The sequence below is a fragment of the Microlunatus parietis genome (genome assembly GCF_013407955.1).
Lineage (GTDB): Bacteria > Actinomycetota > Actinomycetes > Propionibacteriales > Propionibacteriaceae > Microlunatus > Microlunatus parietis.
This window is the reverse complement of the sequence record NZ_JACCBU010000001.1, coordinates 4,036,673-4,061,447: the sequence shown is the minus strand read 5'-3', so window position 1 is coordinate 4,061,447 and position 24,775 is coordinate 4,036,673. Positions and strand designations below refer to the sequence as shown.

The following is a 24,775-nucleotide window of genomic DNA, read 5'->3' as shown; positions in this document are numbered from 1 at the left end:
CGGCATGACCGAACGTCCAGTGTTGGGGATCGATATCGGCGGGAGCGGAATCAAGGGAGCCCCGGTTGATCTCGCCGAAGGTGTGTTCGCGGAGAAGCGTCTCCGGATCGAGACCCCGCAGGAGTCGACGCCGGAGAATGTCGCGGCCGTCGTCAGCGAGATCGTTGATCATTTCGCCGACCAGATCGGCGACGGACCGATCGGGGTCACCGTGCCGGCCGTGGTGACCCACGGGCGCACTCGGTCGGCCGCGAACATCGACAAGTCCTGGATCGACGCCCCCGCGGAGAAGATCTTCGAAGATCGACTCGGCCGGCCGATCGTGCTGGTCAACGACGCCGACGCGGCCGGGGTCGCCGAGGTGCAGTACGGCGCGGCGAAGGGGCATCCGGGCCTGGTCCTGATGACCACCCTCGGCACCGGGATCGGCAGTGCGCTGATCTACCGCGGCGTGCTGATCCCCAACTCCGAGCTGGGCCACCTGGAGATCGACGGCCACGACGCCGAAAGCCGGGCCGCGGCCAGCGTGAAGGACAAGACGGGCATGTCGTACGAGGAGTACGCGGTCCGGCTGCAGCGCTACTACGAGGTCGTCGAGGCCCTGTTCTGGCCGGACCTGATCGTCGTCGGCGGCGGCGTCAGCAAGGACTCCGACGAGTTCCTGCCCCACCTCAAGCTGAACAGCCCGATCGTGCCGGCCACGCTGCGCAACAAGGCCGGCATCATCGGCGCCGCGTGGCTCGCCAACGACGCCCAGGAGCACCCGGACCCGATCAAGCACGTAGGCCCCAACGCACCCTGAGCTTGGTCGTTGGGCCGAGCCCATGTGACCTGCCCTTCGACAGGCTCAGGACGCGGAGTTTGGTTACATCCGTTCCAGGGCTTCGATTCCGAGCAGGTCCAGGCCGGCGGCGAGGACCCGCTTGGTGGCCAGACAGAGGGCGAGCCGGGAGGCCCGGATCTCGCCCTCGGCCTTGAGCACCGGGCAGTTCTCGTAGAAGTCGGTGTAGGCGACCGCGAGGTCGTACAGGTAACCGCAGAGCCGGTGCGGTTGCAGCGTCTCGGCCACATCCGCGACGGTCTCGCCGTACTTGGTCAACTGGAGCGCGAGAGTCTGCTCCGCCGGCTCGTCGATCACCGTGATCTTGGTCGGCACGTCGAACTGCTCGGCCTCGGCCTTCCGGAGCACCTGGCTGCACCGGGCGTGCGCGTACTGCAGATAGGGCCCGGTGTTGCCCTGCGCCTTGACCATCCGGTCGATGTCAAAGACGTAGTCCTTCTGCAGCCCGCTGGACAGGTCGGCGTACTTGATCGCCGCCAGCGCGATCGGGGGTGACGCCTTCTCCTCGGCCGCGTCGAGCAGGTTGATCAACTTCATCGTGCCGCCGTCCCGGGTCCGCAGCCGCTTGCCGTCGGCGCCCAGGATCAGGCCGTAACCGGCGTGCTCGGCGACCACGTCGTCCGGGAGATAGCCGGCCTTGCGGCAGACCGCGAAGACCTGGTTGAAGTGGTACGTCTGCTCGGTGCCGACCACGTAGATCATCCGGTCGGCCTTCAGATCCCGGACCCGGTGCCGGACCGCGGCCAGGTCCGTGATGCCGTAGCCGTACCCGCCGTCGGACTTGCGGATGATCATGGGCGAGTTGAAGCCCTCGACGAAGACGCACAGCGCGCCGTCGTCGATCACCGCCGTGCCGCTCTCCTCCAGCTCGCGGGCGACCACCGCAAGATCATCGTTGTACGTCGACTCGCCGGCAAGATCATCGTCGGTGAGCTTGACGTGGAGCCGCGCGTAGACGCCGTTGAAGCCCGCCACCGAGAGCGTGATCAACTGTCGCCAGATGGACAGCGTCTGCTCGTCGCCGGACTGCAGCGCGACCACCCGCTTCCGCGCCTTGTCGGCGAACACGGGGTCTTCCTTGAAGTGCTCGTTGGCCCGCCGGTACAGCTCCTCGGCCTTGATCAGGTCGAACGTGGACGCGTCCAGGCCCTCCTCGAGGATCTGCTCGACCAGCATGCCGAACTGGGTGCCCCAGTCGCCGAGGTGGTTCTGCGGGATCACCGTGTGGCCGAGCGCGGTCAGCACCCGGTTGAAGCAGTCCCCGATCACCGTCGACCGAAGGTGGCCGACGTGCATCTGCTTGGCCACGTTGGCGCCCGAGTAGTCGATCACCACCCGCTGCGGCATGTCGGTCGGCACCACTCCGACCGCCGGGTCGGTCAGTTGCCGGCTCGCCTCAGCAGCCAGCACGTCGGCCTTGATCCGGAAGTTGATGAAGCCCGGGCCGGCGATCTCCAGCGGCTCGCACCATTCCGACACGTCGAGGGTGTCGACGATCCGCGCCGCGACCTCGCGCGGCGGCTTGCCCTCGGCCTTGGCCAGGCGGAGCGCGACGTTGGACTGGAAGTGTCCGAACTGCGGCTTCGTGGCAGGCCGGAGCTCGGGGTCGACGCCGGCAATCGCCTCGACCGCGGAACTCAGCAGGGTGGGAATCGATGACACGGGAAGCAAGTATTCCACTCTCCGAACGGCCGCTCCGCCCGGTTTCCGATCGCCCCCGTACAGTGCGGCTCATGGCTGCCGCGGCTCTCGTGCTGATCGGCCCGAGCGGGGCGGGCAAGTCGACCCTGCTCCGGGCCCTGAGCGCCCAGTTGCCCGATCTGCGGACCGTACGCACGCTCACCACTCGACCCCGCCGCCCGGGCGAGACCTCCGACACCCACGAATTCGTCGACGAGGCCGAGTTCGCGGAGCGGAAGTCGGCGGCGCTCGGGGTGCACCGGCACTACGGCCACGACTACGCCCTGCCGCGGCTGGACTCCGAACCGGGTCACCCGGTCGCGGCCTGCCTGCGGGCCGTCGTCCTGGACCGGCTGCGGGCCCTGCATCCCGACCTGTATGTGGTCGCCGCCGAGGCTCCGGTCCCGGACCTGCTGCGGCGGCTGCGCGAACGCGGCGACCTGGAGCGGGCCGAGCCGGAGGTGCTGGCCGCCGAGCTGGACCACGGTCGCCGGCTCGCCGACCTGGTCGTCGACACCCGCGAACCCGTACCGGAGTGCCTGGACCGGATCCGCGAGGTCTGGCCATGATCACCGCGGTCACCGTGGTCACCACGGTGGCGCTGCTGGCCGGCTTCCTGGCGATCAACGAGGTCGTCGCCCGGCGGTGGGAGCCGCCGCCCGAGCTGAGCCGCAAGATCGCCCACGTCGGCTCCGCGCTGCTCGCCGTCCTGTCCTGCCTCTGGCTCGACTTCCGGTGGTACGTGCTGATCGGGTTGCTGTTCTCCGCGGCGCTGCTGCTGGCCCGCCGCTACCTGCCGCTGCGCAGCCTGAGCTCGCGCGCCGAGGGATCCTGGGGCGACCTGCTGTTCGGGGTCGGCGTGGCACTGGCCGCGTTGCTGGCCGACAACGCGATCGTCTTCGTCTTGGCGGTGCTGATCCTCGGCCTGGCCGACACCGCGGCCTACCTGGTCGGGCGGCGGTGGCCGATCCGGACCATCGTGCTGGGCCGCTCGGTCGGCGGGGCACTCACCTTTCTGGTGGTCGCGTTCCTGATCACGCTGCCGGCCGGTCCGATGCCGGCGGCCGTGGTTGCCCTGGGCTGTACGGTCACCGAGCTGGTAAGCCCGCGCGGCACCGACAACCTCACCGTGCCGGCGATCGCGGCGATCCTGATCAGCGCGCTCGCCTGAGCTCCTCGCGGTACGGCAGGAACGAGAACGCGAACATGATCACGCCGAGCGCGGTCACCACCTCCTGCTGCCACCAGGGTCCTGGATTCCAGCGGCTCACGGCCAGCGACACCGTGCAGCAGAACGTCCACAGGCTGGCCAGCCGGCCGACCAGGCCGACCCAGAGCAGCCGCCGGTTCAGCCCTTCGGCCAGGCCGACCTTGATCAACAACAGCGGCGCGCCGACCGCCGTGATCACGGCCGCGAGGATCAGCGCGTACCGGGCCGGCGGCATGATCGCCAGCGCCATGATCACCACGCCGAGGACCAGCAGCACGGCCGACGCGACCAGCGTGGCCGGCAGCCCGTGCCGGACCAGGAAGGTCCGCTTCCCGGTCCGCCGGTCGCCCTCGACGTCGCGGATGTCCTTGAGGAACAGCCTTCCGCAGAGCAGCAGGTAGAGCCCGGCCACGCCGATCAGGCCGCGCCCGTCGACCGGCGGCTGGCCCGAGATCGCCCAGACCACGACGGCCGGGAAGATCACGTACCCGATCGGGAGCAGCAGCTGGGCGGCACCGCCGCGGCCGGACAGCCGGACCGGCGGCAGCGAGTAGGCCAGGTTGAGCAGCACCATGATCAAGCCGGCCAACCCGAGCCACGGCGATAACAGCAGCCCGATGATCACCACCGCCGCGGCCAGCAGCCAGCCGGTCAGCCGCAGCCGGCCCACGCTCGCGGTCCGGTTGATCAACGGCCGGTCCGCAGCCCCGGCCAGGTTGATCGCGTCCGTATCGGCGTCGCTCAGGTCGTTGATCGCCACCGCGTGGGCGTACCAGAGCGCAAGCAGGACCAACCCGCCCAGGAAACCCAGCGGATGCGGCGCGGGCAGGCCGAGCAGCAGGTGACAGAGCAGAGCCTGCAGCAAGATCAGGATCGCCGTGCCAGGCCGCAGCAGCTGCCACAGCAACGGCGAGCGCCTCTCCCTCGTCCGCACCACCCTCCCGACCCTAATCCCCCACCCCCACCCAAACCTCCGCCGACCGGTCACCAAAGCAGCGGTTTTTGCGGCGTGTCGGTGCACAACTGACCGGTCACCGGGGTTTCGGACAAGGTCGACGGACTTACGGACCGCGCCGTTCGGGCGGTTGATTCGGCGAAGTGGGACGATGCGGGCATGGACACCGGACCGCTGGCCATCATCCTGGTGAACCTCGTCGGAGGCGCCGCGGTGCTCGCCCTGCTGCTGCCCGCGTACGTGCTCGGGCGGCGACGGCTGGTCGCGTCGGAGGAGCCGCTCGCCCACGACCCGGCGCTGCTGGCCGGCTATCGCCACGTCACCGGTGGGGCGCGCCCGGTGTTGATCTTCCTGGCCGTGGTCCTCGGCGTGATCGTGGTCGGCCTGGTGATCCAATACCTGATCACCGAGCAGCTCGAGCCCGACGCCGGCATGATCGCCGCCGGGGTGTCGGCCCTGGTCTTCATCGCCGCGCCGGTCCCGATCGTGCTGGCGATCGTGCTGATCGCCATGCTGATCTGGCTGATCGCCACCACCCGGGCCCGCTACCACTACCTGGAGCAGATCGCCCACCAGCCGGGCGCACCGGAAGCGGCGGCTCAACTGCGCAACGAGCGCGGCTCGCTCGGCATCGCCGGTGCCGCCGGCTTCGCGGCCGTCACCTGCCTGCTGCTCGGGATCGGCTGGATCGCCCTCCTGTTCGCCGCCGCCGGCGGAGCGATCCAGTGCGTCCGCAACCCGAAGTGCCTTTAGCCCGGTTCCCCGGACGGGCGGCCTGGCGCACGGACGACACCACCACATACCCTCCCGGTGCCGGCCGCAAGGCGTCCGGTCGAGGGACTGTCGACGCAAAGCGGTGCCCGAGCGGCGGTCGAGCGTCAACGCCGCAGCCACCACGCTCCGCGCTGGCGCTCACAGACCCGGATGGCGGGCATGTCGGAATTCCTCCACGGACGGGGCATTTCCACGTGGCAGTCGCGATCGGTTGCTCGCCCGTGGAGAAATAACGACATCACTTTGGAGGCAGGTGCGCGGCTGAGGCGACGGGTCCACGGATCCAGGTTGGGCTCGAGAGGCCGGCGGCTTCGGCAGCGAGTGATCGGCAGCGGCCTGGGTAGGTGGAGCGAGCCCGGACACGGTGCCCGGGACCCGCAGATTCGCCAGGGCGTGCGCCGAGCGAATCCTTGGCCCTGCGCCTGCCGCCGGATCGAGGTCAAGGCGTCCGTTCAGTGTCGGGACCCGCTCAGTGTCGGGGACCGGGCCGATCGTGGTCTGGCTGCAAGATCTGCGTGGCACGCCTGGACGGAGCGATCCAGCGTCGACCCGATGTGGCGCCAACGATGGTGGGGTTGTCGACATTCGTACGTCTGGCTGGCGAAATCAGGGTGCGGTTGTCGACAAACCCACGCTCTCGATCCGGCAGGATCCCCTACCGCCGGAACTCGGCCAGCCAAGGTGACAGATCGGGGCGATCCGGGCGTTCCCAGCGGTTGATCGCGATCGGTTCGAGGCCGTACTCGCCGAACCGTTCGACGTCGGCCCGGTCCAGCGGCCAGGGCGGCCCCGGTTCCCGCACCGCGTCGTCGAGCGCCGAGGCGATCACCAGCACCGTGCCGCCGGGAGCTGCCAGGCGGGCGATCGCGGCCGTGGCGTCGCTGCGCTGCTCGCGCGGAATGGACTGCACGGTCAGGCTCTCCACCACGAGGTCGAAGGCGCCGTTCCACTCCGGCGGCAGCGCGAACAGGTCGGCCACCCGAAGATCGAATCCGGCGTCGGGATGGCGCCGCCGGGCACCCTCGATCGCGTCGGCCACGTAGTCGAACCCGGTGGTACGGAAGCCCAGCGAGGCCACGAACGCCGCATCGTCCCCGTACCCGCAACCGACGATCATCGCCGACCGGCCGCTGCCGCTGATCTTGTTCTCCCGCACCCACCGGACCAGATGCGGGTGCGGCGCCTGCCAGTCCCAGGGCGGTTGCCGGCCGCCGGCGTTCGCGGCCCGATACGTGTCGGTGAACATCGTGATCATCTCGCCCTGCTGCGGTCGGCTCTGACCGGACATTCCGATCCTCCCTACTCCTGCTCCGGTGGCGGGCACCATCGTGCCGTACCCGGGTCGATTCCGCATCGCGGATCGGAAATACTCACCTCTGACAACCCGACACGAGAAGGAGCAACGGTCATGAGCCAGGTGCCCACGATCACCCTCAACGACGGCAACGAGATCCCGCAGCTCGGGTTCGGCGTATGGCAGGTCTCGACCGAGGACATCGTCACCTCGGTGGCCAAGGCGCTCGAGGTCGGCTACCGGCACATCGACACCGCCGCGATCTACGGCAACGAGGAGGGCGTCGGGCGCGCGATCGCCGAGTCCGGCATCCCGCGCGAGGAACTGTTCGTCACCACCAAGCTGTGGAACGACAAGCACGCCCACGACGACGCGCTCGCCGCGATCCAGACCAGCCTGGAGAAGCTCGGTCTCGAGTACGTCGATCTCTACCTGATCCACTGGCCGACGCCGGAGAAGGACAACTACGTCGAGGCCTGGCTGGCGCTCGAGGAGATCAAGTCGAAGGGCTGGTCCAAGTCGATCGGCGTCTCCAACTTCCTCGAAGATCATCTTCGTCGCGTCGTGGCCGAGAGCTCTACCGTGCCCACGGTGAACCAGATCGAGCTGCACCCGACGTTCAGCCAGGAGCCGCTCGTCGCGGTGAACAACGAGCTCGGCATCGTCACCCAGTCCTACAGCCCGCTCGGCCTGGCCAAGGACCTGGCCAACCCGCAGATCCAGGAGTTGGCCGGCAAGCTCGGCCGCACCCCGGCCCAGGTGATCTTGCGCTGGCACATCCAGAAGGGCTACGTGGTGTTCCCGAAGTCGGTCACGCCGGCCCGGATCGAGGAGAACTTCGACATCTTCGGGTTCGAGCTGTCCGCCGACGACATCGCAGTGATCGACGCGGTGAACGTCGACGGCCGGAACAACCCGCACCCGAACGAGTTCAACTGATCATGAGTGCCGGCGGCTGATCATGGTCGCCGGCACCAGATCCGGTCGTCGTCGACCCGGTCGCCGAGCATGAAGGTGCACCGGCCGACCTCAGTGAAGCCATAGCGCCGGTAGAAGCGCTTCGCCCGCTCGTTGTGGTCGAAGACGGTCAGATAGACCTCCGGTGCCTCGGCAGCGGCGGCCAACGCCCACTCCATCAGCCGATCGGCGACGCCGGTGCCGTGCCATTCCTTGAGTACGTACAGCTGCTGCAGTTCCAGAGCGCCCGGCAGCGGAGCTTCGGCCGGAGCCCGGAGCGGGGTCAGCTTCGCGTACCCGATCGGGCCGGCGTCGCCGACCGCGACGAACCACCGTAGTTCCGGGTCCTGGAGGTCGCGCGCCATGCCGCCGTCCGGGCCGTAAGTGGTTTCCAGGAAGGCACCGAACGGCTCCGGATCGTAGTGCCGGGCGAACGTGTCCGCGAAGCAGCGGCGGGCCATCGCCCGCAGCGCGTCGTGCTGGTCCGCCGTCGGGGCGGCGTAGTCGATCACTCGTTGATCATCCATCTGCGTCTCCTCTCGTGGAAGACGCCCTTGACTGATCATCCGGTCGGTCCGAGCGTGGCGGGTCTCCTCGCTGCAGCGTCTCTCGGACTCGCGCCCAGTGTAGGAGATAGCCTCGACACATGAGTCGACTGCATCCGTTGCTGCACGACGTCCTGATCTTGGTCGCCGCTCCGACCCAGGTGCTGTCCGGTGCCGACGGGGCCATCCGGGCCGACGCCCGGACCGCGCATGGCGTGCTGCACGCAGACTGCCGGGTGATCAGTGAGGCGACGGTGACGGTGGTGGCGCCGGACGGTGGCGAGAGCGCCGGCGAGTCGATCGCCCGCCTCGGTTCCGGGACCGCGGCGACGTTCACCGCGCTGCTCCGCGAGCTGAGCGTGGCGCCGAGCCCGGACCCGGTGCTCCGGCTCGACCGGGAGCGCACCGTCGCACCCGGCACCGTGACCGAACGGATCACCGTGTCGTCGGTCCTCGAGGATCCGGTGGAATGTCTGGTACGGCTTCGGCTGGCGGCCGACCAGGCGGGCATGGACGCCATCCGGTCCGGGACTCCGGTGGAGCCGATCGAGCTGCCGGAGCCCGACGGCGGGTCGGTGACCTGGGCCGACGTACGGACCTCGACCACGATCACCGCCGACGACGCCCGGCTGCGGCGAACCGACGACCACCGCACCATGATCATCGAGTGGCCGATCACGGTGCCGGCGCGCGGATCGGTGACCTGCGCCTGGCGAGCCGAGATCACTGATCAACAGCCGGTGATCATCGCGGCGGGCAGCGCCGGGCTCGCCGTTCATGATCACGTACGGGCCGCCGGGGAACGACTGGCCACCCGCCCTGAACCGCGGCTGGGTCGCTGGCTGGAGCTGGCGTTGACCGACCTGGACGCCCTGCGGATGGCGTTGCCCGACTCGCCGCCGGACGCCTTCTTCGCGGCCGGGGCGCCCTGGTATCTCACCTTGTTCGGCCGGGACAGCCTGTGGACCGCCCGGCTGCTGCTGCCCGTTGATCATCGCCCCGCCCTGGGTACGTTGCGTACCCTCGCCGGGCTGCAGGGCAGCAAGGACGATCCGGAAACCGGCGAGCAGCCGGGCAAGATCATCCACGAGCTGCGCCGGGCCACCCAGGGTTACGGGGACAGCTGGCTGCCGCCGCGCTACTACGGGACGATCGACGCGACGCCGCTCTGGGTCTGCCTGCTGCACGACACCTGGCGGGCCGGCGGGGTTCCGGAGCAGGAACTGACCGCCCTCGCGCCGGCGCTGACCGGCGCGTTGTCCTGGATGATCGACTTCGGTGACGCCGACGGCGACGGGTTCTTGGAATACATCGACGCCAGCGGTCGCGGGCTGGCCAACCAGGGCTGGAAGGACTCCGGCGACGCGGTGCGGTTCAGCGACGGCAGCCAGGCCGACGGGCCGGTGGCCCTGTCCGAGGTGCAGGGCTACGCGTACGAGGCCGCGATCAAGGGCGCCGAACTGCTGGACCTCCTGGGTCTCGACGGCGCTCATCGTTTCCGCAGCTGGGCAGCCGCTCTCGCCGACCGGTTCCGCGGCGCCCTCTGGTGCGAGCGGGACGGTGAGCGCTACCCGGCGCTGGCCCTGGACGGGTCGAAGCGTCGCGTGGATTCGCTGACCAGCAACATCGGCCACCTGCTCGGCACCGGCATCTTGGACTCCGACGAGGAACGCCAGGTGGCCCGCATGATCGCCACCCCGGAACTCGACTCCGGACTGGGCCTGCGCACGATGTCGATCAAGGACGGCGGCTACTCGCCGCTCAGCTACCACTGCGGCTCGGTCTGGCCGCACGACACCGCGATCGTGATCAACGGCCTGGTCCGCTCCGGCCAGGCCGAGCACGCGACCGGCCTGATCGAGGGCCTGCTCCGAGCCTCGGTCCTCTTCGAGCAACGGCTCCCGGAACTCTGGTCCGGCGAAGGCCGCCCGGTCCCGTACCCCGCCGCCTGCCGCCCCCAGGCCTGGTCCGCCGCAGCCGCCGTCACTGTCGCTCAAGCCCTCGGCGCCCTGCCCTGACGACATGGGACTCGGGTTCAGCGGCATCCATCACCTGACCCTCCGGGTCCGTGATCTTGATCGCGCACGCTGGTTCTACGGCGAGGTGCTCGGCCTGGAGATCGATCAGGACTTCCCGCCCGAACCGGACTATCCGGGGAAGCTGCGGCTGCGGCTGCCGGACGGAACCAGGATCGTGCTGGTCCGGCCGCTTCCCGGCACCGCTGCCGACGACCGATTCAGTGAGCGCCGGATCGGACTGGATCATGTCTCGCTGTCAATGCCGGGCGAGCTGCTCGAGCCGCTGGTCGAGCGGCTCCGCAGCCACGGCATCGACACCGAGGGAGCACGGCACGATGAGCTCGGACCGCGACTGGTTTCGTTCCGGGACCCGGACAACATCGCCTGGGAGTGCTTCGAAGATGATCAAGGCTGACTTCGAGGCACCAGATCGGGGGTTACGCCGCAGGCAGCTGACATAGATGCTGCAAGACCCTTACGGCGAAACTCGGGCAACCCACGTCACGTAGCGCTTGCGCCAAGGACTTCGAGCCCGGGATAGCGCTCCAGTACTTGTCCTGTTCCGCCGTCACCCTCCGCACGATGTACGGCCAGGAGTCATCGACGAAAACGAAGAAGTCATCTGGCTTGTAGACCTCGTACGGCAGATCATCAAGCTCGATCGTTGACGATCGGAACCCGCCGTCGACCGTCATCAGATAACTGGCTTCACAGGCCATGGCGGCCGCGTGCACGTGCTGGTCCTTCGGATCGGGACCGGGATAACTCCCGTCGATGACGAAGTCGGCCACGCGTCCGCCTGACATCGCGCCGGTGATGCCGTCTCGGATCGCGGTGATCTGCCCGCCATCCCAAGAGGGATGGTCCTCGCGGAGGTTGGTGACGACCTCCGCGAGGATGTCCTCAGTCCAGTAGTTCTTGAAGAGTCCACCCTTGGAGCGCAACTCCAACAGGATGAGCCAATCTCGCAGTGTCCTGGACTAGAGCACGTTGGCATCCGCAAGCACCCGCGTGACCACCATCGGAGAAGGCTGGTTCACTCCGCAATCGTCCGCTCCAGTTCACGCAATCTGTCGAACGCGATCTGCTGTTGCTCCAGGCGGTCCCGCTGGAAGTCCAGAACATCGGCCAGCTTGAGCCGTCGATGACTGCCGACCATGTGAGCCTTGATCTCTCCTGCCTTGATCATTTTGACGAGCGTGGGACGAGACAGGCCCAACAGATCCGCCGGCACGCTCCGCCGCCCCGGAGTATGCGCGCTGAGCGTCGAGGTCCGTGGTGTCTTCTCCACCAGTTCGCGGGCAAGGCGCAACACGATCGCTCAAGCCACCTTGATCAGGGCTGGCAGGTCGGGCACCAGTAGCTGCGCCGCTCCTGGCCGTCCGGGCCGAACTCCTCACTCATGATCATGGTCCGGCAGCGGCGGCACGATTCGCCGGCGCGGCCGTACACATAACTGCGGGCGCCCGCGCGAAGATCACCGGTGCTGGTCTGCTCGGGGCGCTCTCGATTGGCCATGATCAACCGGTGAGCCCGGTCGACCAGGCGGCGCAGGTTCGGCACCTCGGCGACGGGGCGGCGTGGATGGATCCCTTGCAGGAAACAGATCTCGGCCCGGTAGAAGGTGCCAAGGCCGGCCAGGTTGCGCTGGTCGAGCAGCGCCTCGCCGATCGCCCGGTCGGGGTCTGCGCCGAATCTGCGTACCGCTTCGTCGAGGTCCCAGTCCGGGCCGAGCAGGTCTGGGCCGAGGTGACCGATGACCAGGTCCTCGTCGGCGGTCGGCAACAGGTCCAGCACCGGCAGCCGGTAGCCGACGGCAACCTGGTCGGCGTTGGCCAGCAGGGCCCGGATCTCGTGCGCCGGACCGCCCCGGACCGGTCGCCCGCTCGGGAAGATGCGCCAGGTGCCGTCCATCCGGAAATGGCTGTGCAGGGTCCGCCCGTCGTCGAACCGGAACAGCTGGTGCTTGCCCCGGGACACCACCTCGCGCACCGTACGCCCGACCAGGTCGGCGGTCGCCAGGGTCGGTACCCGGAGTTCGGCACGGACCAGCGGGCGGCCGGCCAGGGCGGCGTGCAGCCGCCGGCAGGCCAGCCAGACCGTGTCGCCTTCGGGCATGCCGCCCATTGTGGCCCACCCTCCTAGGGTGGGACGCGTGAACAGCCCGGCACCCCTGCTCGACAACCTCGGCCGACTCGTGACCGGCGGCGCGGTGTTGGGAGGGCTGGGACTGCTCGCCTCGATCGGGTACGTCCGCGGCGCCGCCGTCGGCCACGTGCACACGCTCGAGGACGTACCGGCGGCACCGGTCGCGATGATCCTCGGCGCCAAGGTGCACCCCGACGGGCACCCGTCCTCGTTCCTGTCGGCCCGGCTGGACCTCGGCCGGCGGCTCTTCGAACTGGGCAAGGTGGAGCGCCTGCTGGTGTCCGGCGACGGCCTCCGCCCGGAGTACGACGAGCCGGCCGCCATGATCAACTACCTGACCGACGCCGGTGTCCCGGAGGACGTGATCATGGCCGACCGGGCCGGGCTGGACACCTACGACTCGTGCCTCCGCGCCAAGACCTTGTACGGCTGCCGCGAGTTGATCATCGTCACTCAGACCTACCACCTGGCCCGCGCGGTCGGCATCGCCCGCCACCTCGGGCTGGTCGCCCACGGCGTCGGCGACCGGTCCGTCCGCCGGCACCGGCGTCCCTGGCTGATCGGCTCCGTGCGCGAACAGCTCGCGTACCTGAAGGCGGCCGGTGACCTGATCAGCCGCCGCGACCCCGCCACACCAGCCACCTGAGTCCCACTCCACCAACCTTCTTGGCGCTTTACGCGAGAAGCATCTCTGGTAAGGCGCCAGTTTTTCACGTTACGTGAAAAACCGACGAGGCCCCCCTACCAGGATTGACGCGCGCCTGCAAGCGTGTAATGCTGTAATCAAGTAACGCGAAAGGAGAGTCAGATGACCTGGCACTCACCATGGGACGAGGGCACGCGGGAACGCCGCGGGCGCCCCGGACTACGAGACGACCGCCGGCGTGGTGCCGGCGAAGGCCGCGGGCGGGGACGCCGCCGCGGCGAACCTGAAGATCCGACCGCCGAGGGGACCGAGGACGACCCCCGCGAACGTCGCCGCCACGAACGTCGTGGCGGACGTGGCTTCGGCCGCCCGGGCGGCTGGCAGAACGTTGACCTGCCGCTGGCCGACGACGCTCAGGCCTGGTTCGAGGGACGACTTCCCGACGGCTGGTTCTCCGACGTCGAGGTCAGCGTCGACCGCGAGGAGATCCTCGTCATCGGCACGCTGCCCGACGACACCACCGACGACACCGCGGCGGCGGAGGGCCGGATCAGCCGGTTCCGCGCCGACACCCGCAGCACCCGGATGCAGATCGCCGACGAGGCTCAGGCCCGGTACCGGCGGAAGGTGTCCTGGGGCGCCGAACTCGGGGACGTACGCACGCTGTTCACGCACATCTCCGTTCCGGTGATGACCCGGCTCCGGCAGCCCGAGCGGCAGGTCCTGGACACCCTGGTCGACGCGGGCGTCGCCCGGTCCCGGTCCGAGGCGCTGGCCTGGGCGGTGAAGCTGGTCGGCGAACACACCGAGTCCTGGTTGTCCGGACTGCGCGACGCCATGGCCGAGGTCGACAAGCTCCGCGCCACGGGCCCGAAGCTCGACCGGGACGACGATTCCGACGACTGACCGAGGGCTGGTCGGGCCCGCCCTGTGGATCCCCGGCTCGCGGGTCGCGCTGCGACCCGAGCCGGGACGATCCAGCGCACCGGAGGCCGTACCACTGCTGTTGCGGGTGCTGGCCGAACTCGGACTCCGAGCCCGCCGGCCCGGGCCGAAGGGCCCGACCCGAACTCCCGGGCCCGAATGACACGACCCGGCCCTACACGGCTCCCTTACCGGACCGCCCTCCCGGCCCTAACCACAGAATCCGTGGATCGGCCACCGTTGCGGTGAGCATCGGCTGGACATTGAGTGGATGACCCAAAGGGCACGGATTCCCGGAACAGCCATTTGGGTCCGCTCGGAGTGAGCCCGGCACCGGTCGAGGGGCCGTAGCGAGCGGGTATGGGGGGGCGCGCAGTCGGCGGGCCATTCACGGATCGAGGCCAAGGCCCTGCCCGGCCGACTCGGGTCAACCCGAACCGAACCGATGGCACTCCCGCCGACCCGAACCGATAACCCTTCCGACCACCGAACTTCTGATCGACCGGTCAGTTCTGCAGCGACACGCCGCAGAAACGCCTGCTTTTGTGACTGGTCAGCGGGTTCTTTGGGTGCGGTAGTAGGTGATCAGGGAGCGGGTGGAGGAGTCCTGGGCGGCCAGCGCGGCCTCGTCGCCGGCGACCGCGGGCGCGAGCTGCAAAGCCAGTTGCTTGCCCAGCTCGACGCCCCACTGATCGAAGCTGTCGATGCCCCAGATCGCACCCTGGACGAAGGTCAGGTGCTCATAGAGCGCGATCAGCTGGCCGAGCACGGCCGGCGTGAGCGCCGGGGCCATGATCGAGGTCGACGGACGATTACCGGAGAACACCCGAGCCGGCACGATCGGCTCGGGTGTTCCCTCCTCCCTGACCTCGTCGGCCGTCTTGCCGAAGGCCAAGGCCGCGGTCTGGGCGAAGAAGTTGGCCAGGAACAACTCGTGCACGTCGGTGTCGCCGTCCCGCAGCGGGTGCGCCGGGTTGGCGAACGCGATGAAGTCGGTCGGGATCAGCCGGGTGCCCTGGTGGATCAGCTGGTAGAACGCGTGCTGGCCGTTGGTGCCCGGCTCGCCCCAGAACACCTCGCCGGTCTCGGTGGTGACCGGCGACCCGTCGTAGCGGACGCCCTTGCCGTTGGACTCCATGGTCAGCTGCTGCAGGTAGGCCGGGAACCGGTGCAGATATTGCGCGTACGGCAGCACGGCGTGGGTCGCGGCGCCGAGGAAGTTGCCGTACCAGACGTTGAGCAGGCCGAGCAGGATCGGCAGGTTCCGGGTCGGTTCGGCGGTCCGGAAATGATCATCGACGGCCCGGAAGCCGGCCAGGAACTCGGCGAACCGCTCCGGGCCGATCGCGACCGCGAGCGAGGTCCCGATCGCGGAGTCGACCGAGTAGCGGCCGCCGACCCAGTCCCAGAACCCGAACGCGTTGGCCGGATCGATGCCGAACGCGGCCACCTTGTCCAGCGCGGTGGAGACCGCGACGAAATGCTTCGCCACCGCCGTCTTGGCTTGATCATCTCCGGCGTCGATCACGCCGGCGGCGCGCAGGCTGTCCAGCAGCCAGGCCCGGGCCAGCCGCGCGTTGGTCAGCGTCTCCAAGGTCCCGAACGTCTTCGAGGACACGATGAACAGCGTCGTCTCCGGGTCCAGGCCGGCGGTCTTCGTGGCCAGGTCGGTCGGGTCGATGTTGGAGATGAAGCGGGCCTCCAGGCCCTCCTTGACGTACGGCTTCAGAGCTTCGTACGCCATCACCGGACCAAGATCGGAACCGCCGATGCCGATGTTGATCACCGTACTGATCGGCTTGCCGGTGACGCCGGTCCACTCGCCGCTGCGGACCCGGTCGGCGAAGGCATACACCTTGGCCAGTTCGGCGTGCACCTGCTCGACGACCTCGTGGCCGTCCACCGCCAGCCGCTCGCCCTCCGGGGCCCGGAGCGCCGTATGCAGCACGGCCCGGTCCTCGGTGACGTTGATGTGCTTGCCGGCGAACATCGCCGCGATCCGGTCGGGCAAGCCGACCTCGCCGGCCAGGTCAACCAGTGCCGCCAGCACCTCGTCGGTGATCAGGTTCTTGGACAGGTCGGCCCGCAGCTCGGCCGCTTCGAAGGTCAGCCGCTCGGCCCGGCTGGGATCGTCGGCGAACCAGGCCCGCAGGTCGGGTCGCAGCGAGTCGGCCAGCCCGGACAGGGTCCGCCAGGCCTCGGTTCGAGTCGGGTCCACCGGTGCGCTCATGGAGGCCATCCTGCCAGGGGCGGATCCGGGCCGGGATCAGAGCCAGCCCTTGACCTCCGCACGGCGGGCCGCCTCCACCCGGTTGCTGGTGCCGAGCTTGCGGATCGCGTTGGACAGGTAGTTGCGTACGGTGCCCGGCGACAGGTGCAGCCGGTCCGCGACGGCGCTGATCGAGGCGCCGTCGGAGGCAGCCCGGAGCACGTCCCGTTCCCTTTCGGTCAAGGGGTTCTCGCCGTCGCGGACCGCCGTGATCGCGAGGTCGGGGTCGATCACCCGCTCGCCCGCGGCGGCCTGCCGGACCGCCTCGGCCAGCTCGGACGCCGGCGCGTCCTTGAGCAGGAAGCCGACCGCGCCGGCCGCCATCGCCCGCCGCAGATAGCCGGTCCGGCCGAACGTGGTCAGCATGATGATCTTGGTCCCGGGCAGCTGCCGGGTCAACTCGGCGGCCGCGCTGATCCCGTCCGTGCCGGGCATCTCGATGTCCAGCAGCGCGACATCCGGCCGGCCCGCCAGGGCGGCCGGCAGCACCTCGTCGCCGCGGGACGCCTCCGCGACGATCTCGATGTCGCCCTCCAGCGAGAGCAGCGCGGACAACGCCCCGCGCACCATCGCCTGGTCCTCGGCGATCAGCACCTTGATGATCATGGAACCTCCGGTTCGGCCGGCACAGTGACCCGGAGCCGGAAGCCGGGTCCGAGATCCTCGATGGTCAGGGTCGCGCCGTCGGCTTGGTGCACCCGCTCCGCCAGCCCGGCCAGCCCGCTACCCGGTCCGGCCAGGCCACTGCCCGGACCGGCCTGGCTCGGCAGGGTCCGGGCCGGCCCGCGGCCGTCGTCGTCGACGACCAGGCAGATCAGCCGGCCGGACCGCCGGAGCTCGATCCGGCACCGACCGGCGCCGCTGTGCCGGACCACGTTCGTCACCGCTTCCCGGACGGCCCAGGCCAGCACCGCGTCGTGCCGGATCGGGTCGCCGTCGAGTTGATCATCGATCACGGTCTCGATGCCGGCCGATTCGAGCAGTTCCCGGGCCCCGTCGAGCTCGGTGGTGAGGACCGGGCGGCGATAGCCGCCGACCGCCTCGCGGACCTCGCGCAGGGAGCGCCGGGCCACCGCGTGCGCGTCGGCAATCTCCGTGCGAGCCCGTACCGGATCGGCGTCGATCAACCGCTCGCCCAGCTCCGTCTTCAGGCTGATCAAGGAGAGGCTGTGGCCGAGCAGGTCGTGCAGGTCGCGGGCGAACCGCAGCCGCTCCTCGGCCACCGCCAGCTCGGCCAGCCGTCGCCGGGCCATGATCAACTCGGCCAGATTCGCGGTCTGGCCGATCGTCGCGGCACCCCACAGGCCGAGCAACCCGACCGGCAACCCCAGGAACGACAGCCCGTACGGCCAGCCCAGCACGAGCAGGACGACGACCAGCACGGCCACGCCGAGATACGCCTCGCGGACCGGCAGCATCACCCCGACGGCCATACCGACATGGAAGAACAGCGAGAGCCAGGCCGGACCGGTGACCTGGGCCAGCATGATCAACAGCACGGCCAGAGCGATGATCAAGCCGCGGCGCAGCCACAGGCCGGCCGCGGCCGGCGGGCCGACCAGCAGCGGAGCGGGCCGCAGCCAGCACATCAGGTACGTGAAGCCGGCCGCGAACAACACCGCACCCGCGAAGCTGATCATGGACGTCGGCAGCGCCGGCCCGGCCTCGACCGCGTTCCGGATCGGATAGCCGAGCATGATCAGGCTGAGCGGCGTCAGCACCTGCCACCAGTGCCGGTAGAACAGCCGTGGCAGTGAGCGCAGGTCCGCTCCGTTGATCACGCCGAGCGCCGCTTCCGGATCCGGCCCCACGGCTTGAAGACCGCCAGCACCATCGCGATGGTCAGCGCGGTGGGCGAGACGATCGGCGGGTAGATGATGTTGCTCAGGTCCGCCGTCGCGGTCGGATCGGCGGCCAGCAACCGCCCGTACGCGCCGAGCTCCTGCACTCCGCTCATCAGCGACAACGGCACCAGCGCGGTCAAGATCAGGTTCAGCACGAGCTTGATCAACACCCACCAGTAGCGGACGATGCCGTACCGCGAACCCCAGCCGAGGAGCACGCCGGTGATCAAGCAGACCAGGCCGGCGCAGAGCAGCGGCATGACGGTGATCGTCTCCAGAGCCTGGAACAGTGCCGCGGCCAGCTGCGGGTCGTCGGTGGTCAGTCCGGTGAAGACCGCGAAGGCCATCGCCACGTCCAGCCCGATCCAGATCCCGGCGGACATGATGTGCAGCAACAGCACGAGCTTGCGTACCGGAGCCTTGAGCCGCAGCCGGATCGGTGACCCGGCGCTCTTCGTCGTGGTCGCCATCTCGTCGCCCTCCTCGCTGACGCCAACCCTGCCCGGAGGCCGGTCGGCCAGGCCAGTGACTTCTGTCATTCCGAAATCCTCGCCGAGCGGGCCGCCGCTGTCGTCGGTCGAGCAACGGCCGTCGGCTCAACATCCGGCGCAGGCCCGCCGCCCGTCACTACGTTTCCCGACGTAGTCGCCGCCGTGCTCGCGGATTCGCCCGGCCTTTCTCGGCGGCGGTGTCGATCTGGCGACCGGGACCTTCGTCGGTGGGGCAAAGAAGGCTTCACGGAGGGAGAATCCGATGTCCAGCACCGCAATCCAGACCGAACCCGCCGCGAGCGTCGCGACGGCCAGGCCGAAGCGCGCCGCAGCCGGCCTCGTGCTGGGGCTGGCCTGCGCGGCCGACGCGATGGTCGGCCTGGACATGGCGATCGTCAACGTCGCGCTGCCGTCGATCCAGCGAGATCTCGGCGTCGGCCAGGGCGCCGTGCAGTGGGTGATCGTCGCCTACGGGCTGCTGCTCGGCGGCTTCCTGCTGTTCGGCGGGCGGCTGGGCGACCAGTTGGGCCGGAAGCGGGTCTTCATCGCGGGCCTCGCCGTCTTCACCGTCTCATCGCTGCTGGCCGGTCTCGCCGCCGAGGCCTGGCAGCTGATCGCGGCCCGGGCGGTCCAAGGCTTCGGCGCCGCGCTGATCGCTCCGACCGCGCTGTCCCTGCTCGCGGTCAGCTACGCCGAGGGACGTGAGCGCAATCGCGCGCTCGGCATTTTCGGAGCCGTCGGCGGCGTCTCCGGCTCCGTCGGGGTGGTGGCCAGCGGACTGCTCACCGGCGGTCCGGGGTGGCGCTGGGGCTTCTTGATCAACGTACCGGCGGGGATCTTGATGATCACGCTGGCCGCCGTCTTCCTCGCCTCCGACCGGGTCACCCGCCGGACCGCCCGGCTCGACACGGCCGGCGCGACGACGGTCACCGGCGGCCTGCTGCTCCTCGTGTACGCGCTGCACCACGGCGCCAGTCACGGCTGGCTGACCTGGTCGACCCTGGCGCTGGCCGCCGCGGCCGTGGCGTTGTTGATCGTCTTCGTACGGATCGAACGCCGCAGCGCCAACCCGCTGGTGCCGCCGTCGACCTGGCGGAACCGGACCCTCGTGGTGGCCAACGCGGCGGCGTTCCTGACCACCTGCGCCTTCCTGTCGTTCATCTTCATCGCCTCGCTGCTGATGCAGCAGGTGCTCGGCTACTCGCCGCAGCTGACCGGCCTGGCCTGGCTGGCCACCACGGCGACGATCTTCCCGGTGGCCATGATCGGCGGCCGGCTGACGGCCCTGGTCGGGGTCCGGCCGCTGCTCGTCGTCGGGCTCGGGCTGTTCGCCGCCGGAGCGTTCTGGCTGGGCCGGGTGCCCGCGACGGGCAGCTACTGGACCGACCTGCTGCCGTCGTTCCTGGCCGCCGGAATCGGCTTCGGGTTGTGTGTTCCGGCCTTGCAGGTCGGCGCGCTGGCCGGGGTCTCCGAGAAGGACTCGGGGCTGGCGTCCGGGCTGGTCGAGACGATGCGCGAGGTCGGCGGTGCGGCCGGCGTCGCCGCCGTGTCGACCGTGCTGGTGGCCGGTTCCGGGTTGGCCGGGTTCCACCTGGCCTTCCTGTTCATCGGCATTGTGGCCGCGCTCGCGCTGGTCACCGCCGCCCTCGGGTTCGCCGGCCGGCGAGCCTGACCATCCGATCCGGGCCGCTGGCGCTGCGGGGTTCGGCGTCCCAGTAGATTCCCCATCATGGGTACGGACAGCCGGCAGGCCCGGGCGCGCGCCGAGCAGGCCGAGCAGCCCGTCCGGGACGGCGCGCCGACGGGCACGTCGCCGTACCGGACGGATCTAGAGCGGATCCGCTTCGCGCCGTCGTTCTCCCGGCTGGCCGAGGTGACCCAGGTGGTCGCCTCGGCTGCGACGGCGGGCGTCGTGCACAACCGGCTGACCCACACGATCAAGGTCACCGCGGTCGCCCGGGCGCTGGCCGAGCGGCTGGTCCGGAGCGAGCCGGCGGAACTTCTGCGGGAGCTGGGCGGGCTGGATCAGGTCGTGGTCCAGGCGGCGGCCAGTGCGCACGATCTCGGCCATCCGCCGTTCGGGCATCTGGGCGAGCGGGTGCTGGACCGGCTGGCCCGGCAGCGGTTCGGCCTGCACGACGGCTTCGAGGGCAACGCGCAGACGTACCGGATCATCACCGAGCTCGAGGTCCGCGGCCCGGGCGAGGAGGGGCTGAACCTGACCGCGGCGGTGCGGGCGGCCGTGCTGAAGTATCCGTGGGGTCGGCTCGACGTACCGGATCCGCATCCGAGCGGCTGGCCGGAGACGCCGCGCGGGGCCCGGGTCGGGATCGACGGTCCGGGGTCGGCGAAGTTCTCGGCGTACGTGATCGACCTGCCCGAGTTGATCGCGGCGCGGGCCGCCTTTCCGATGCTCGGGCCGGGCCGGCAGACCGTCGAGTGTTCGGTGATGGATCTGGCCGACGACATCGCCTACTCACTGCACGACCTGGAGGATTTCCACCGGTCCGGAGTGCTCCAGTTCTCGCCCGTGTCGGCCGAGTTCCGGGCCTGGGCGGCCGACCGGAAGACGCTGGCCGGCCTGGAATCCGAAGCCGTGCAGCAACTGGACCGCAAGCCCGGCGCCGGACTTGAGCGGCTGCGGCGCCGGTTGCGGGACCGGGACGGCTGGATCTTCGACGAGGAGCTCTTCGCGGGGGCGGTGGCCCGGGTCGGCGACGAGTTCGTCGACGGGGTGCTGGACCGGCCGTACGACGGGTCGATGGCGGCAGACCGGACCATCTCGGGCTTCACCGGGCGCTGGATCGACGAGTTCATCGCGGCCGCCCGGCTGGATCCGGCTCCGAAGATCAGGGCCGGCTGGGTCGAGCCGACCCCGGAGGCCTGGCACCGGGTCCAGGTGCTCAAGTTCGTGCACGCCTACTTCATCCTGGAGCGGCCGGATCTCGCGATGTTCCAGCGCGGCCAGGCCGAGATCCTGTCCCGGCTGGTGGCCGCCCTGGACGACTGGCTGTCGGACCGGCTGGACGCCGGCCGGGCGCCGCGGCGATTGCTCGATCTGGTCCGGGTGGCGACGCTGGCGTACCGGAGGATGGCGGAGGAGCGCCCGGACTGGCTGGGCGGGCGGACCGGCGACGGCGAGCTGGCCCGGATGGGGCGGGGCCGCGGCATCATCGACTACGTGAGCGGACTGACCGACGAGCAGGCGGTCGCGTTCTCGTCCCGGCTCTCCGGCGGCAACAGCATCCTGTGGAGCGGGGCGGTCTGACCCTTGGATTCGCTGCAGGAGTTCGCCCGGGCCGCCGGGACGGTGTTGCGGGAGATCATCAACCGGGCGGTGTCGGTGCAGCCGGCGCCGCCGAGCGAGGTGATCCTGGTCATCGCCGCGATCGCCGCGCTGGCCGTGCTGCTCCGGCCGGTCTGGCCGGCCACCCGGCTGTTGATCACGATCACCCACGAGGGCGCGCACGGCGTCGCGGCGCTGCTGACCGGGCGCCGCCTGCACGGCATCCGGCTGCACTCGGACACGTCCGGCGTGACGCTGTCCAGCGGCAGGCCGGACGGGCCGGGCATGATCATCATGCTCGCGGCCGGCTATCTCGGGCCGGCCGTGGTGGGCATCGGCGCGGCGCTGCTGCTCGCCGCCGGCCGCAGCGTCGGCCTGCTCTGGCTGTTGTTGATCTTGCTCGCGCTACTGCTGGTGCAGATCCGGAACTTCTACGGGCTGCTGGTGATTCTCGGAGTCGGCGCCGGCCTGGTGGCGATCAGTTGGTACGCGCCGCCGACGGTCCAGTCCGGGGTCGCGTACTTGATCACCTGGATTCTGCTGATCGCCGCGCCGAAGCCGGTGATCGAACTGATCCGGCACCGGAACCATCCGCAGACCGCCGGTTCGGACGCCGCCCAGTTGGCCGGGCTGACTCGGCTGCCGGCGCTGGCCTGGTCGCTGCTGTTCCTGGTCGCCAACGTCGCCGGACTGGTCCTCGGGATCAGCTTCCTACTGCCGGGCCTGATTCAGCGGCTGATGGCACTGGCCGGCTGAATCGCCTGTAAAACAAAGGACTCCCGGCCGGAGCCGGGAGTCCCTTTCTGGGGAGGAAGGGAAGTTCGATCAGCGGTGCGGGCTGAAGACGCCGTGACGCTGCGCGACCATGATCAGCTCATCGCGCATCGCCGGAGTGGCGGCGTTGCTGATGGCGCGGGTGATCTCGCGGCGGGTCCGAACGATCTCACGGCGGCTTCGAAGAGCCTTCGCGAGGCGTGACATGCGTGGTCCTTTCACAGGGGTTGGTGAGTGGCAGCTTCGGCGTCGAAACTTTCGATTTCGAATTAATCTTACCTCGCCCGGCAAGCCGATCCGAAGCCGGCAGCTATGATCTCGCCCACACGGCTGGGAGGTGTCGGATGCCGCAGGTGGAAGCCCGGGTTCGGGTCGCGGTCGACCCCGCGACCGCCTTCGCGGTGTCCCAGACCACCGGGCCGACCAGGCTCCGCTGGGACCCGTTCATCCGGCGCCAGCACTTCCTCGACGGTGCCACCACGGCCGGCCGCGGCGTTCGTACCTTCACCCGGTCCCGGCACGGACTTTCCATGATCAGCAGGTACGGCTCGTACGCCCCGCCGGCGCCGGGCCGGGACACCGGCAACGTCGGCATGACCATGGAACGCGGGCCCTGGTTCTTCGAGACGTTCGGCGGCGGCTGGCGCTTCGTACCGGACGGCGAGGGCGGCACGGTGGCCACCTGGAAGTACACCTTCAGTTGCCGGCCGGCCTGGGCGCGGCCGGTGCTGGAGCGGCTCGGCAGCTGGCTGCTCGGCCGGGACATCCGCCGCCGGATCGCCGGTTTCGCCAACGGGTGCAGCGATCCCGAGGTGCTCGCGGCAGCCCGGTCCGGGTCGGGATAGGGTCGAGCGTCATGGACACCGAACCGTTGGCACGGTTGCTCCGCAGCGGGCTCGCGGCCCATCCCCGACCCCTGTTCCCCGGTGCGGTGTGCGCCGTCGATCATGGCGGGGAACGCGACGTGATCATGGTCGGCGACGCGTACCGCTATGCGGCTCTGGACGGCGCCCGGGTGCCGGAAGAGCAGCGGACGCCACTGGCGACCGACACCGTCTTCGACTTGGCCTCGCTGACCAAGCTGTTCACCGCGATCTTGATCATGCAACTGGTGGACCAGGACCAGGTGGAGCTGGACGCGCCGGTCGCGGACTACCTCGAGGCGTGGTCGGACCGGGAGCGTTCCTCGGTGACCGTACGGCAGTTGCTGACGCACACGAGTGGTCTCGCTGCCGTACTCGGGCTGTGGCACGAGCCCGACCCCGACGCCCGGGTCCGCGCGGTCCTCGAGGCTCCCCTGGAATCACCGCCGGGCACGGTCTTCCGCTACTCGTGCGTCGGCTATCTCAACCTCGGCCTGCTCTACCAGGCGATCACCGGCATCGACCTCGCGCACGCGGTGATCAACCGGATCTGCCGGCCGCTCGGGCTGATCGAGACCGGCTATCGGCCGTTGGCCGCCGGGATTCCCCGGGAGCGGATCGCGGCGACCGAGATGCGGCCGATCGCCTGGTCTGCGGACCTGCCGCCGGCCGGGCCGGACGAACCGGCCCAGGACCACCGCGGCATCGTGCACGACGAGAACGCCGCCTCCCTCGGCGGGATCGCCGGGAACGCCGGAATCTTCGGTACGGCCGCCGACCTGCTCACGTTCGGCCGCGCCGTGCTGACCGGGCTCGCCGGCGACGGCTCGGCCCTCGGCCTCCGATCGGAGACCCTGGCCGAGATGGCCAGGCCGCAACTCCCGGACGGCCTGAACCCCGACTTCCAGCAGGGGTTGGGCTTCCGGATCGGCCAGACCGGCTTCATGGGGCGGCTCGCCGAGACCGCGGCGATCGGGCACACCGGCTACACCGGGACGTCGATCACCATCGACCCGTCCCGAGACCTTGTGCTGGTGCTGCTGACCAACCGGGTGCACCCGTCCCGGGAGTGGTCCGAGCTGAACCCGTTCCGCAGCCAGGTCTCCGACCAGGTCGCCGACCTCCTCGGGCCTCCGGCCTGACGCGGGGGTTGCGCAAGCGGGGGACGGGCACCGACTCCCGGCCCACGCGGCCAGTCTCATGCCCCCCCCCCGCGACCACGTAGCGAACCGGCCGCACCGCCGCGTCCCGCTGCG

Annotated in this window: 26 protein-coding genes; 14 read left to right on the top strand and 12 right to left on the bottom strand. The window is 69.9% G+C overall.

The genetic code is table 11. From position 1 onward, the window contains the following. Positions 1-4: 4 nt before the first annotated feature. A complete protein-coding gene (ppgK, locus tag BKA15_RS19395) occupies positions 5-802 on the top strand; it encodes a polyphosphate--glucose phosphotransferase (protein WP_179753488.1) in 798 nt (265 codons plus the stop codon). A gap of 63 nt (positions 803-865) precedes the next feature. Here the strand turns inward: ppgK and argS are convergent, their stop codons facing one another. After that, a complete protein-coding gene (argS, locus tag BKA15_RS19390; protein ID WP_179753486.1) occupies positions 866-2,503 on the bottom strand; it encodes an arginine--tRNA ligase in 1,638 nt (545 codons plus the stop codon). A 71-nt stretch (positions 2,504-2,574) separates the two neighbouring features. Between argS and BKA15_RS19385 the strand changes: the two genes are divergently transcribed. Together BKA15_RS19385 and BKA15_RS19380 are read left to right on the top strand one after the other, a co-directional pair. Continuing rightward, positions 2,575-3,090, top strand: a complete 516-nt coding sequence (locus BKA15_RS19385) for an ATP-binding cassette domain-containing protein (protein WP_179753484.1) — start codon at positions 2,575-2,577, stop codon at positions 3,088-3,090. Then, positions 3,087-3,692 (top strand): diacylglycerol/polyprenol kinase family protein, encoded by a 606-nt coding sequence (locus BKA15_RS19380; protein ID WP_179753482.1) that lies wholly within the window; start codon positions 3,087-3,089, stop codon positions 3,690-3,692. The genes BKA15_RS19385 and BKA15_RS19380 overlap by 4 nt, the downstream gene beginning before the upstream one ends. Here the strand turns inward: BKA15_RS19380 and BKA15_RS19375 are convergent. Further along, positions 3,676-4,668 (bottom strand): UbiA family prenyltransferase, encoded by a 993-nt coding sequence (locus BKA15_RS19375; protein ID WP_179753480.1) that lies wholly within the window; start codon positions 4,666-4,668, stop codon positions 3,676-3,678. The two genes, BKA15_RS19380 and BKA15_RS19375, sit on opposite strands and share 17 nt — an antisense overlap. Before the next feature lie 177 nt (positions 4,669-4,845). Between BKA15_RS19375 and BKA15_RS19370 the strand changes: the two genes are divergently transcribed. Beyond that, on the top strand, positions 4,846-5,439 hold the full coding sequence (locus tag BKA15_RS19370; RefSeq protein WP_179753478.1) for a hypothetical protein: 594 nt from the start codon (positions 4,846-4,848) through the stop codon (positions 5,437-5,439). 676 nt (positions 5,440-6,115) lie between these two features. On the opposite strand, the gene BKA15_RS19365 is transcribed toward BKA15_RS19370, so the two are convergent. Next, positions 6,116-6,748, bottom strand: a complete 633-nt coding sequence (locus tag BKA15_RS19365) for a class I SAM-dependent methyltransferase (protein ID WP_179753476.1) — start codon at positions 6,746-6,748, stop codon at positions 6,116-6,118. Between the two features lie 120 nt (positions 6,749-6,868). Here BKA15_RS19365 and BKA15_RS19360 point away from each other — a divergent pair, with 120 nt between their 5' ends. After that, a complete protein-coding gene (locus BKA15_RS19360; protein WP_179753474.1) occupies positions 6,869-7,693 on the top strand; it encodes an aldo/keto reductase in 825 nt (274 codons plus the stop codon). 20 nt (positions 7,694-7,713) lie between these two features. Here the strand turns inward: BKA15_RS19360 and BKA15_RS19355 are convergent, their stop codons facing one another. After that, a complete protein-coding gene (locus BKA15_RS19355) occupies positions 7,714-8,238 on the bottom strand; it encodes a GNAT family N-acetyltransferase (protein WP_179753472.1) in 525 nt (174 codons plus the stop codon). A 119-nt stretch (positions 8,239-8,357) separates the two neighbouring features. Between BKA15_RS19355 and BKA15_RS19350 the strand changes: the two genes are divergently transcribed. Together BKA15_RS19350 and BKA15_RS19345 are read left to right on the top strand one after the other, a co-directional pair. After that, positions 8,358-10,274, top strand: a complete 1,917-nt coding sequence (locus BKA15_RS19350; RefSeq protein ID WP_179753470.1) for a glycogen debranching N-terminal domain-containing protein — start codon at positions 8,358-8,360, stop codon at positions 10,272-10,274. A 4-nt stretch (positions 10,275-10,278) separates the two neighbouring features. Further along, positions 10,279-10,689, top strand: coding sequence for a VOC family protein (locus tag BKA15_RS19345; RefSeq protein WP_179753468.1), 411 nt, complete (start codon positions 10,279-10,281; stop codon positions 10,687-10,689). Between the two features lie 22 nt (positions 10,690-10,711). On the opposite strand, the gene BKA15_RS19340 is transcribed toward BKA15_RS19345, so the two are convergent. The 3 genes from BKA15_RS19340 to BKA15_RS19330 all read right to left on the bottom strand — a co-directional run bounded on the left by BKA15_RS19340 (position 10,712) and on the right by BKA15_RS19330 (position 12,392). Continuing rightward, entirely contained in the window at positions 10,712-11,224 is a 513-nt protein-coding gene (locus BKA15_RS19340) for a PIN domain-containing protein (RefSeq protein ID WP_218871480.1), read from the bottom strand. An 86-nt stretch (positions 11,225-11,310) separates the two neighbouring features. After that, a complete protein-coding gene (locus tag BKA15_RS34940; RefSeq protein ID WP_218871479.1) occupies positions 11,311-11,589 on the bottom strand; it encodes an excisionase family DNA-binding protein in 279 nt (92 codons plus the stop codon). 20 nt (positions 11,590-11,609) lie between these two features. Next, positions 11,610-12,392 (bottom strand): Fpg/Nei family DNA glycosylase, encoded by a 783-nt coding sequence (locus tag BKA15_RS19330; protein WP_179753466.1) that lies wholly within the window; start codon positions 12,390-12,392, stop codon positions 11,610-11,612. 28 nt (positions 12,393-12,420) lie between these two features. Between BKA15_RS19330 and BKA15_RS19325 the strand changes: the two genes are divergently transcribed. Together BKA15_RS19325 and abmR are read left to right on the top strand one after the other, a co-directional pair. Next, a complete protein-coding gene (locus BKA15_RS19325) occupies positions 12,421-13,068 on the top strand; it encodes a SanA/YdcF family protein (RefSeq protein ID WP_218871478.1) in 648 nt (215 codons plus the stop codon). A 162-nt stretch (positions 13,069-13,230) separates the two neighbouring features. Next, complete coding sequence (gene abmR, locus BKA15_RS19320) at positions 13,231-13,974, top strand: ATP-binding transcription factor AbmR (RefSeq protein ID WP_281385297.1); 744 nt, start codon at positions 13,231-13,233, stop codon at positions 13,972-13,974. Between the two features lie 571 nt (positions 13,975-14,545). Here abmR and pgi read toward each other — a convergent pair. The 4 genes from pgi to BKA15_RS19300 are packed head-to-tail and all read right to left on the bottom strand — an operon-like array spanning position 14,546 to position 18,644. Next, positions 14,546-16,222, bottom strand: a complete 1,677-nt coding sequence (gene pgi / locus BKA15_RS19315; protein WP_179753462.1) for a glucose-6-phosphate isomerase — start codon at positions 16,220-16,222, stop codon at positions 14,546-14,548. Between the two features lie 36 nt (positions 16,223-16,258). Then, positions 16,259-16,867: a response regulator transcription factor gene (locus BKA15_RS19310; RefSeq protein ID WP_179753460.1), complete on the bottom strand. Its 609-nt coding sequence runs from the start codon at positions 16,865-16,867 to the stop codon at positions 16,259-16,261. Continuing rightward, a complete protein-coding gene (locus BKA15_RS36915; RefSeq protein ID WP_179753458.1) occupies positions 16,864-18,042 on the bottom strand; it encodes a sensor histidine kinase in 1,179 nt (392 codons plus the stop codon). The genes BKA15_RS19310 and BKA15_RS36915 overlap by 4 nt, the downstream gene beginning before the upstream one ends. After that, complete coding sequence (locus tag BKA15_RS19300) at positions 18,039-18,644, bottom strand: hypothetical protein (RefSeq protein WP_246322381.1); 606 nt, start codon at positions 18,642-18,644, stop codon at positions 18,039-18,041. The genes BKA15_RS36915 and BKA15_RS19300 overlap by 4 nt, the downstream gene beginning before the upstream one ends. Before the next feature lie 214 nt (positions 18,645-18,858). On the opposite strand from BKA15_RS19300, the gene BKA15_RS19295 reads away from it, so the two are divergent. From BKA15_RS19295 to BKA15_RS19285, 3 genes are read left to right on the top strand one after another with little or no spacing between them, the layout of a single operon-like run. After that, positions 18,859-20,268 carry an MFS transporter gene (locus BKA15_RS19295; protein WP_218871477.1) on the top strand — a complete coding sequence of 470 codons (1,410 nt, stop codon included), beginning with the start codon at positions 18,859-18,861 and terminating at the stop codon, positions 20,266-20,268. Positions 20,269-20,325: 57 nt separating this feature from the next. Beyond that, positions 20,326-21,864 carry a deoxyguanosinetriphosphate triphosphohydrolase family protein gene (locus tag BKA15_RS19290; RefSeq protein ID WP_179753456.1) on the top strand — a complete coding sequence of 513 codons (1,539 nt, stop codon included), beginning with the start codon at positions 20,326-20,328 and terminating at the stop codon, positions 21,862-21,864. Between the two features lie 3 nt (positions 21,865-21,867). Next, positions 21,868-22,638, top strand: coding sequence for a M50 family metallopeptidase (locus tag BKA15_RS19285; protein ID WP_246322380.1), 771 nt, complete (start codon positions 21,868-21,870; stop codon positions 22,636-22,638). 69 nt (positions 22,639-22,707) lie between these two features. Here the strand turns inward: BKA15_RS19285 and BKA15_RS19280 are convergent, their stop codons facing one another. Beyond that, positions 22,708-22,863 carry a hypothetical protein gene (locus BKA15_RS19280; protein WP_179753454.1) on the bottom strand — a complete coding sequence of 52 codons (156 nt, stop codon included), beginning with the start codon at positions 22,861-22,863 and terminating at the stop codon, positions 22,708-22,710. Positions 22,864-23,000: 137 nt separating this feature from the next. On the opposite strand from BKA15_RS19280, the gene BKA15_RS19275 reads away from it, so the two are divergent. Then, entirely contained in the window at positions 23,001-23,501 is a 501-nt protein-coding gene (locus tag BKA15_RS19275; RefSeq protein ID WP_179753452.1) for an SRPBCC family protein, read from the top strand. 11 nt (positions 23,502-23,512) lie between these two features. Beyond that, positions 23,513-24,661 (top strand): serine hydrolase domain-containing protein, encoded by a 1,149-nt coding sequence (locus tag BKA15_RS19270; RefSeq protein WP_179753451.1) that lies wholly within the window; start codon positions 23,513-23,515, stop codon positions 24,659-24,661. Positions 24,662-24,775: the final 114 nt, after the last annotated feature.

What these genes read in the sequence shown, in the direction of transcription:
- BKA15_RS19300 (WP_246322381.1), bottom strand. Translation starts at nt 18,644, where the DNA reads ATGACAGAAGTCACTGGCCTGGCCGACCGGCCTCCGGGCAGGGTTGGC.
- BKA15_RS19370 (WP_179753478.1), top strand. Translation starts at nt 4,846, where the DNA reads ATGGACACCGGACCGCTGGCCATCATCCTGGTGAACCTCGTCGGAGGC.
- BKA15_RS19355 (WP_179753472.1), bottom strand. Translation starts at nt 8,238, where the DNA reads ATGGATGATCAACGAGTGATCGACTACGCCGCCCCGACGGCGGACCAG.
- BKA15_RS19275 (WP_179753452.1), top strand. Translation starts at nt 23,001, where the DNA reads ATGCCGCAGGTGGAAGCCCGGGTTCGGGTCGCGGTCGACCCCGCGACC.
- BKA15_RS19385 (WP_179753484.1), top strand. Translation starts at nt 2,575, where the DNA reads ATGGCTGCCGCGGCTCTCGTGCTGATCGGCCCGAGCGGGGCGGGCAAG.
- ppgK (WP_179753488.1), top strand. Translation starts at nt 5, where the DNA reads ATGACCGAACGTCCAGTGTTGGGGATCGATATCGGCGGGAGCGGAATC.
- BKA15_RS19330 (WP_179753466.1), bottom strand. Translation starts at nt 12,392, where the DNA reads ATGCCCGAAGGCGACACGGTCTGGCTGGCCTGCCGGCGGCTGCACGCC.
- BKA15_RS19380 (WP_179753482.1), top strand. Translation starts at nt 3,087, where the DNA reads ATGATCACCGCGGTCACCGTGGTCACCACGGTGGCGCTGCTGGCCGGC.
- BKA15_RS19280 (WP_179753454.1), bottom strand. Translation starts at nt 22,863, where the DNA reads ATGTCACGCCTCGCGAAGGCTCTTCGAAGCCGCCGTGAGATCGTTCGG.
- BKA15_RS19350 (WP_179753470.1), top strand. Translation starts at nt 8,358, where the DNA reads ATGAGTCGACTGCATCCGTTGCTGCACGACGTCCTGATCTTGGTCGCC.
- abmR (WP_281385297.1), top strand. Translation starts at nt 13,231, where the DNA reads ATGACCTGGCACTCACCATGGGACGAGGGCACGCGGGAACGCCGCGGG.
- BKA15_RS19360 (WP_179753474.1), top strand. Translation starts at nt 6,869, where the DNA reads ATGAGCCAGGTGCCCACGATCACCCTCAACGACGGCAACGAGATCCCG.
- BKA15_RS19290 (WP_179753456.1), top strand. Translation starts at nt 20,326, where the DNA reads ATGGGTACGGACAGCCGGCAGGCCCGGGCGCGCGCCGAGCAGGCCGAG.
- BKA15_RS19295 (WP_218871477.1), top strand. Translation starts at nt 18,859, where the DNA reads ATGTCCAGCACCGCAATCCAGACCGAACCCGCCGCGAGCGTCGCGACG.
- BKA15_RS19345 (WP_179753468.1), top strand. Translation starts at nt 10,279, where the DNA reads ATGGGACTCGGGTTCAGCGGCATCCATCACCTGACCCTCCGGGTCCGT.
- BKA15_RS19270 (WP_179753451.1), top strand. Translation starts at nt 23,513, where the DNA reads ATGGACACCGAACCGTTGGCACGGTTGCTCCGCAGCGGGCTCGCGGCC.
- BKA15_RS19365 (WP_179753476.1), bottom strand. Translation starts at nt 6,748, where the DNA reads ATGTCCGGTCAGAGCCGACCGCAGCAGGGCGAGATGATCACGATGTTC.
- pgi (WP_179753462.1), bottom strand. Translation starts at nt 16,222, where the DNA reads ATGAGCGCACCGGTGGACCCGACTCGAACCGAGGCCTGGCGGACCCTG.
- BKA15_RS19310 (WP_179753460.1), bottom strand. Translation starts at nt 16,867, where the DNA reads ATGATCATCAAGGTGCTGATCGCCGAGGACCAGGCGATGGTGCGCGGG.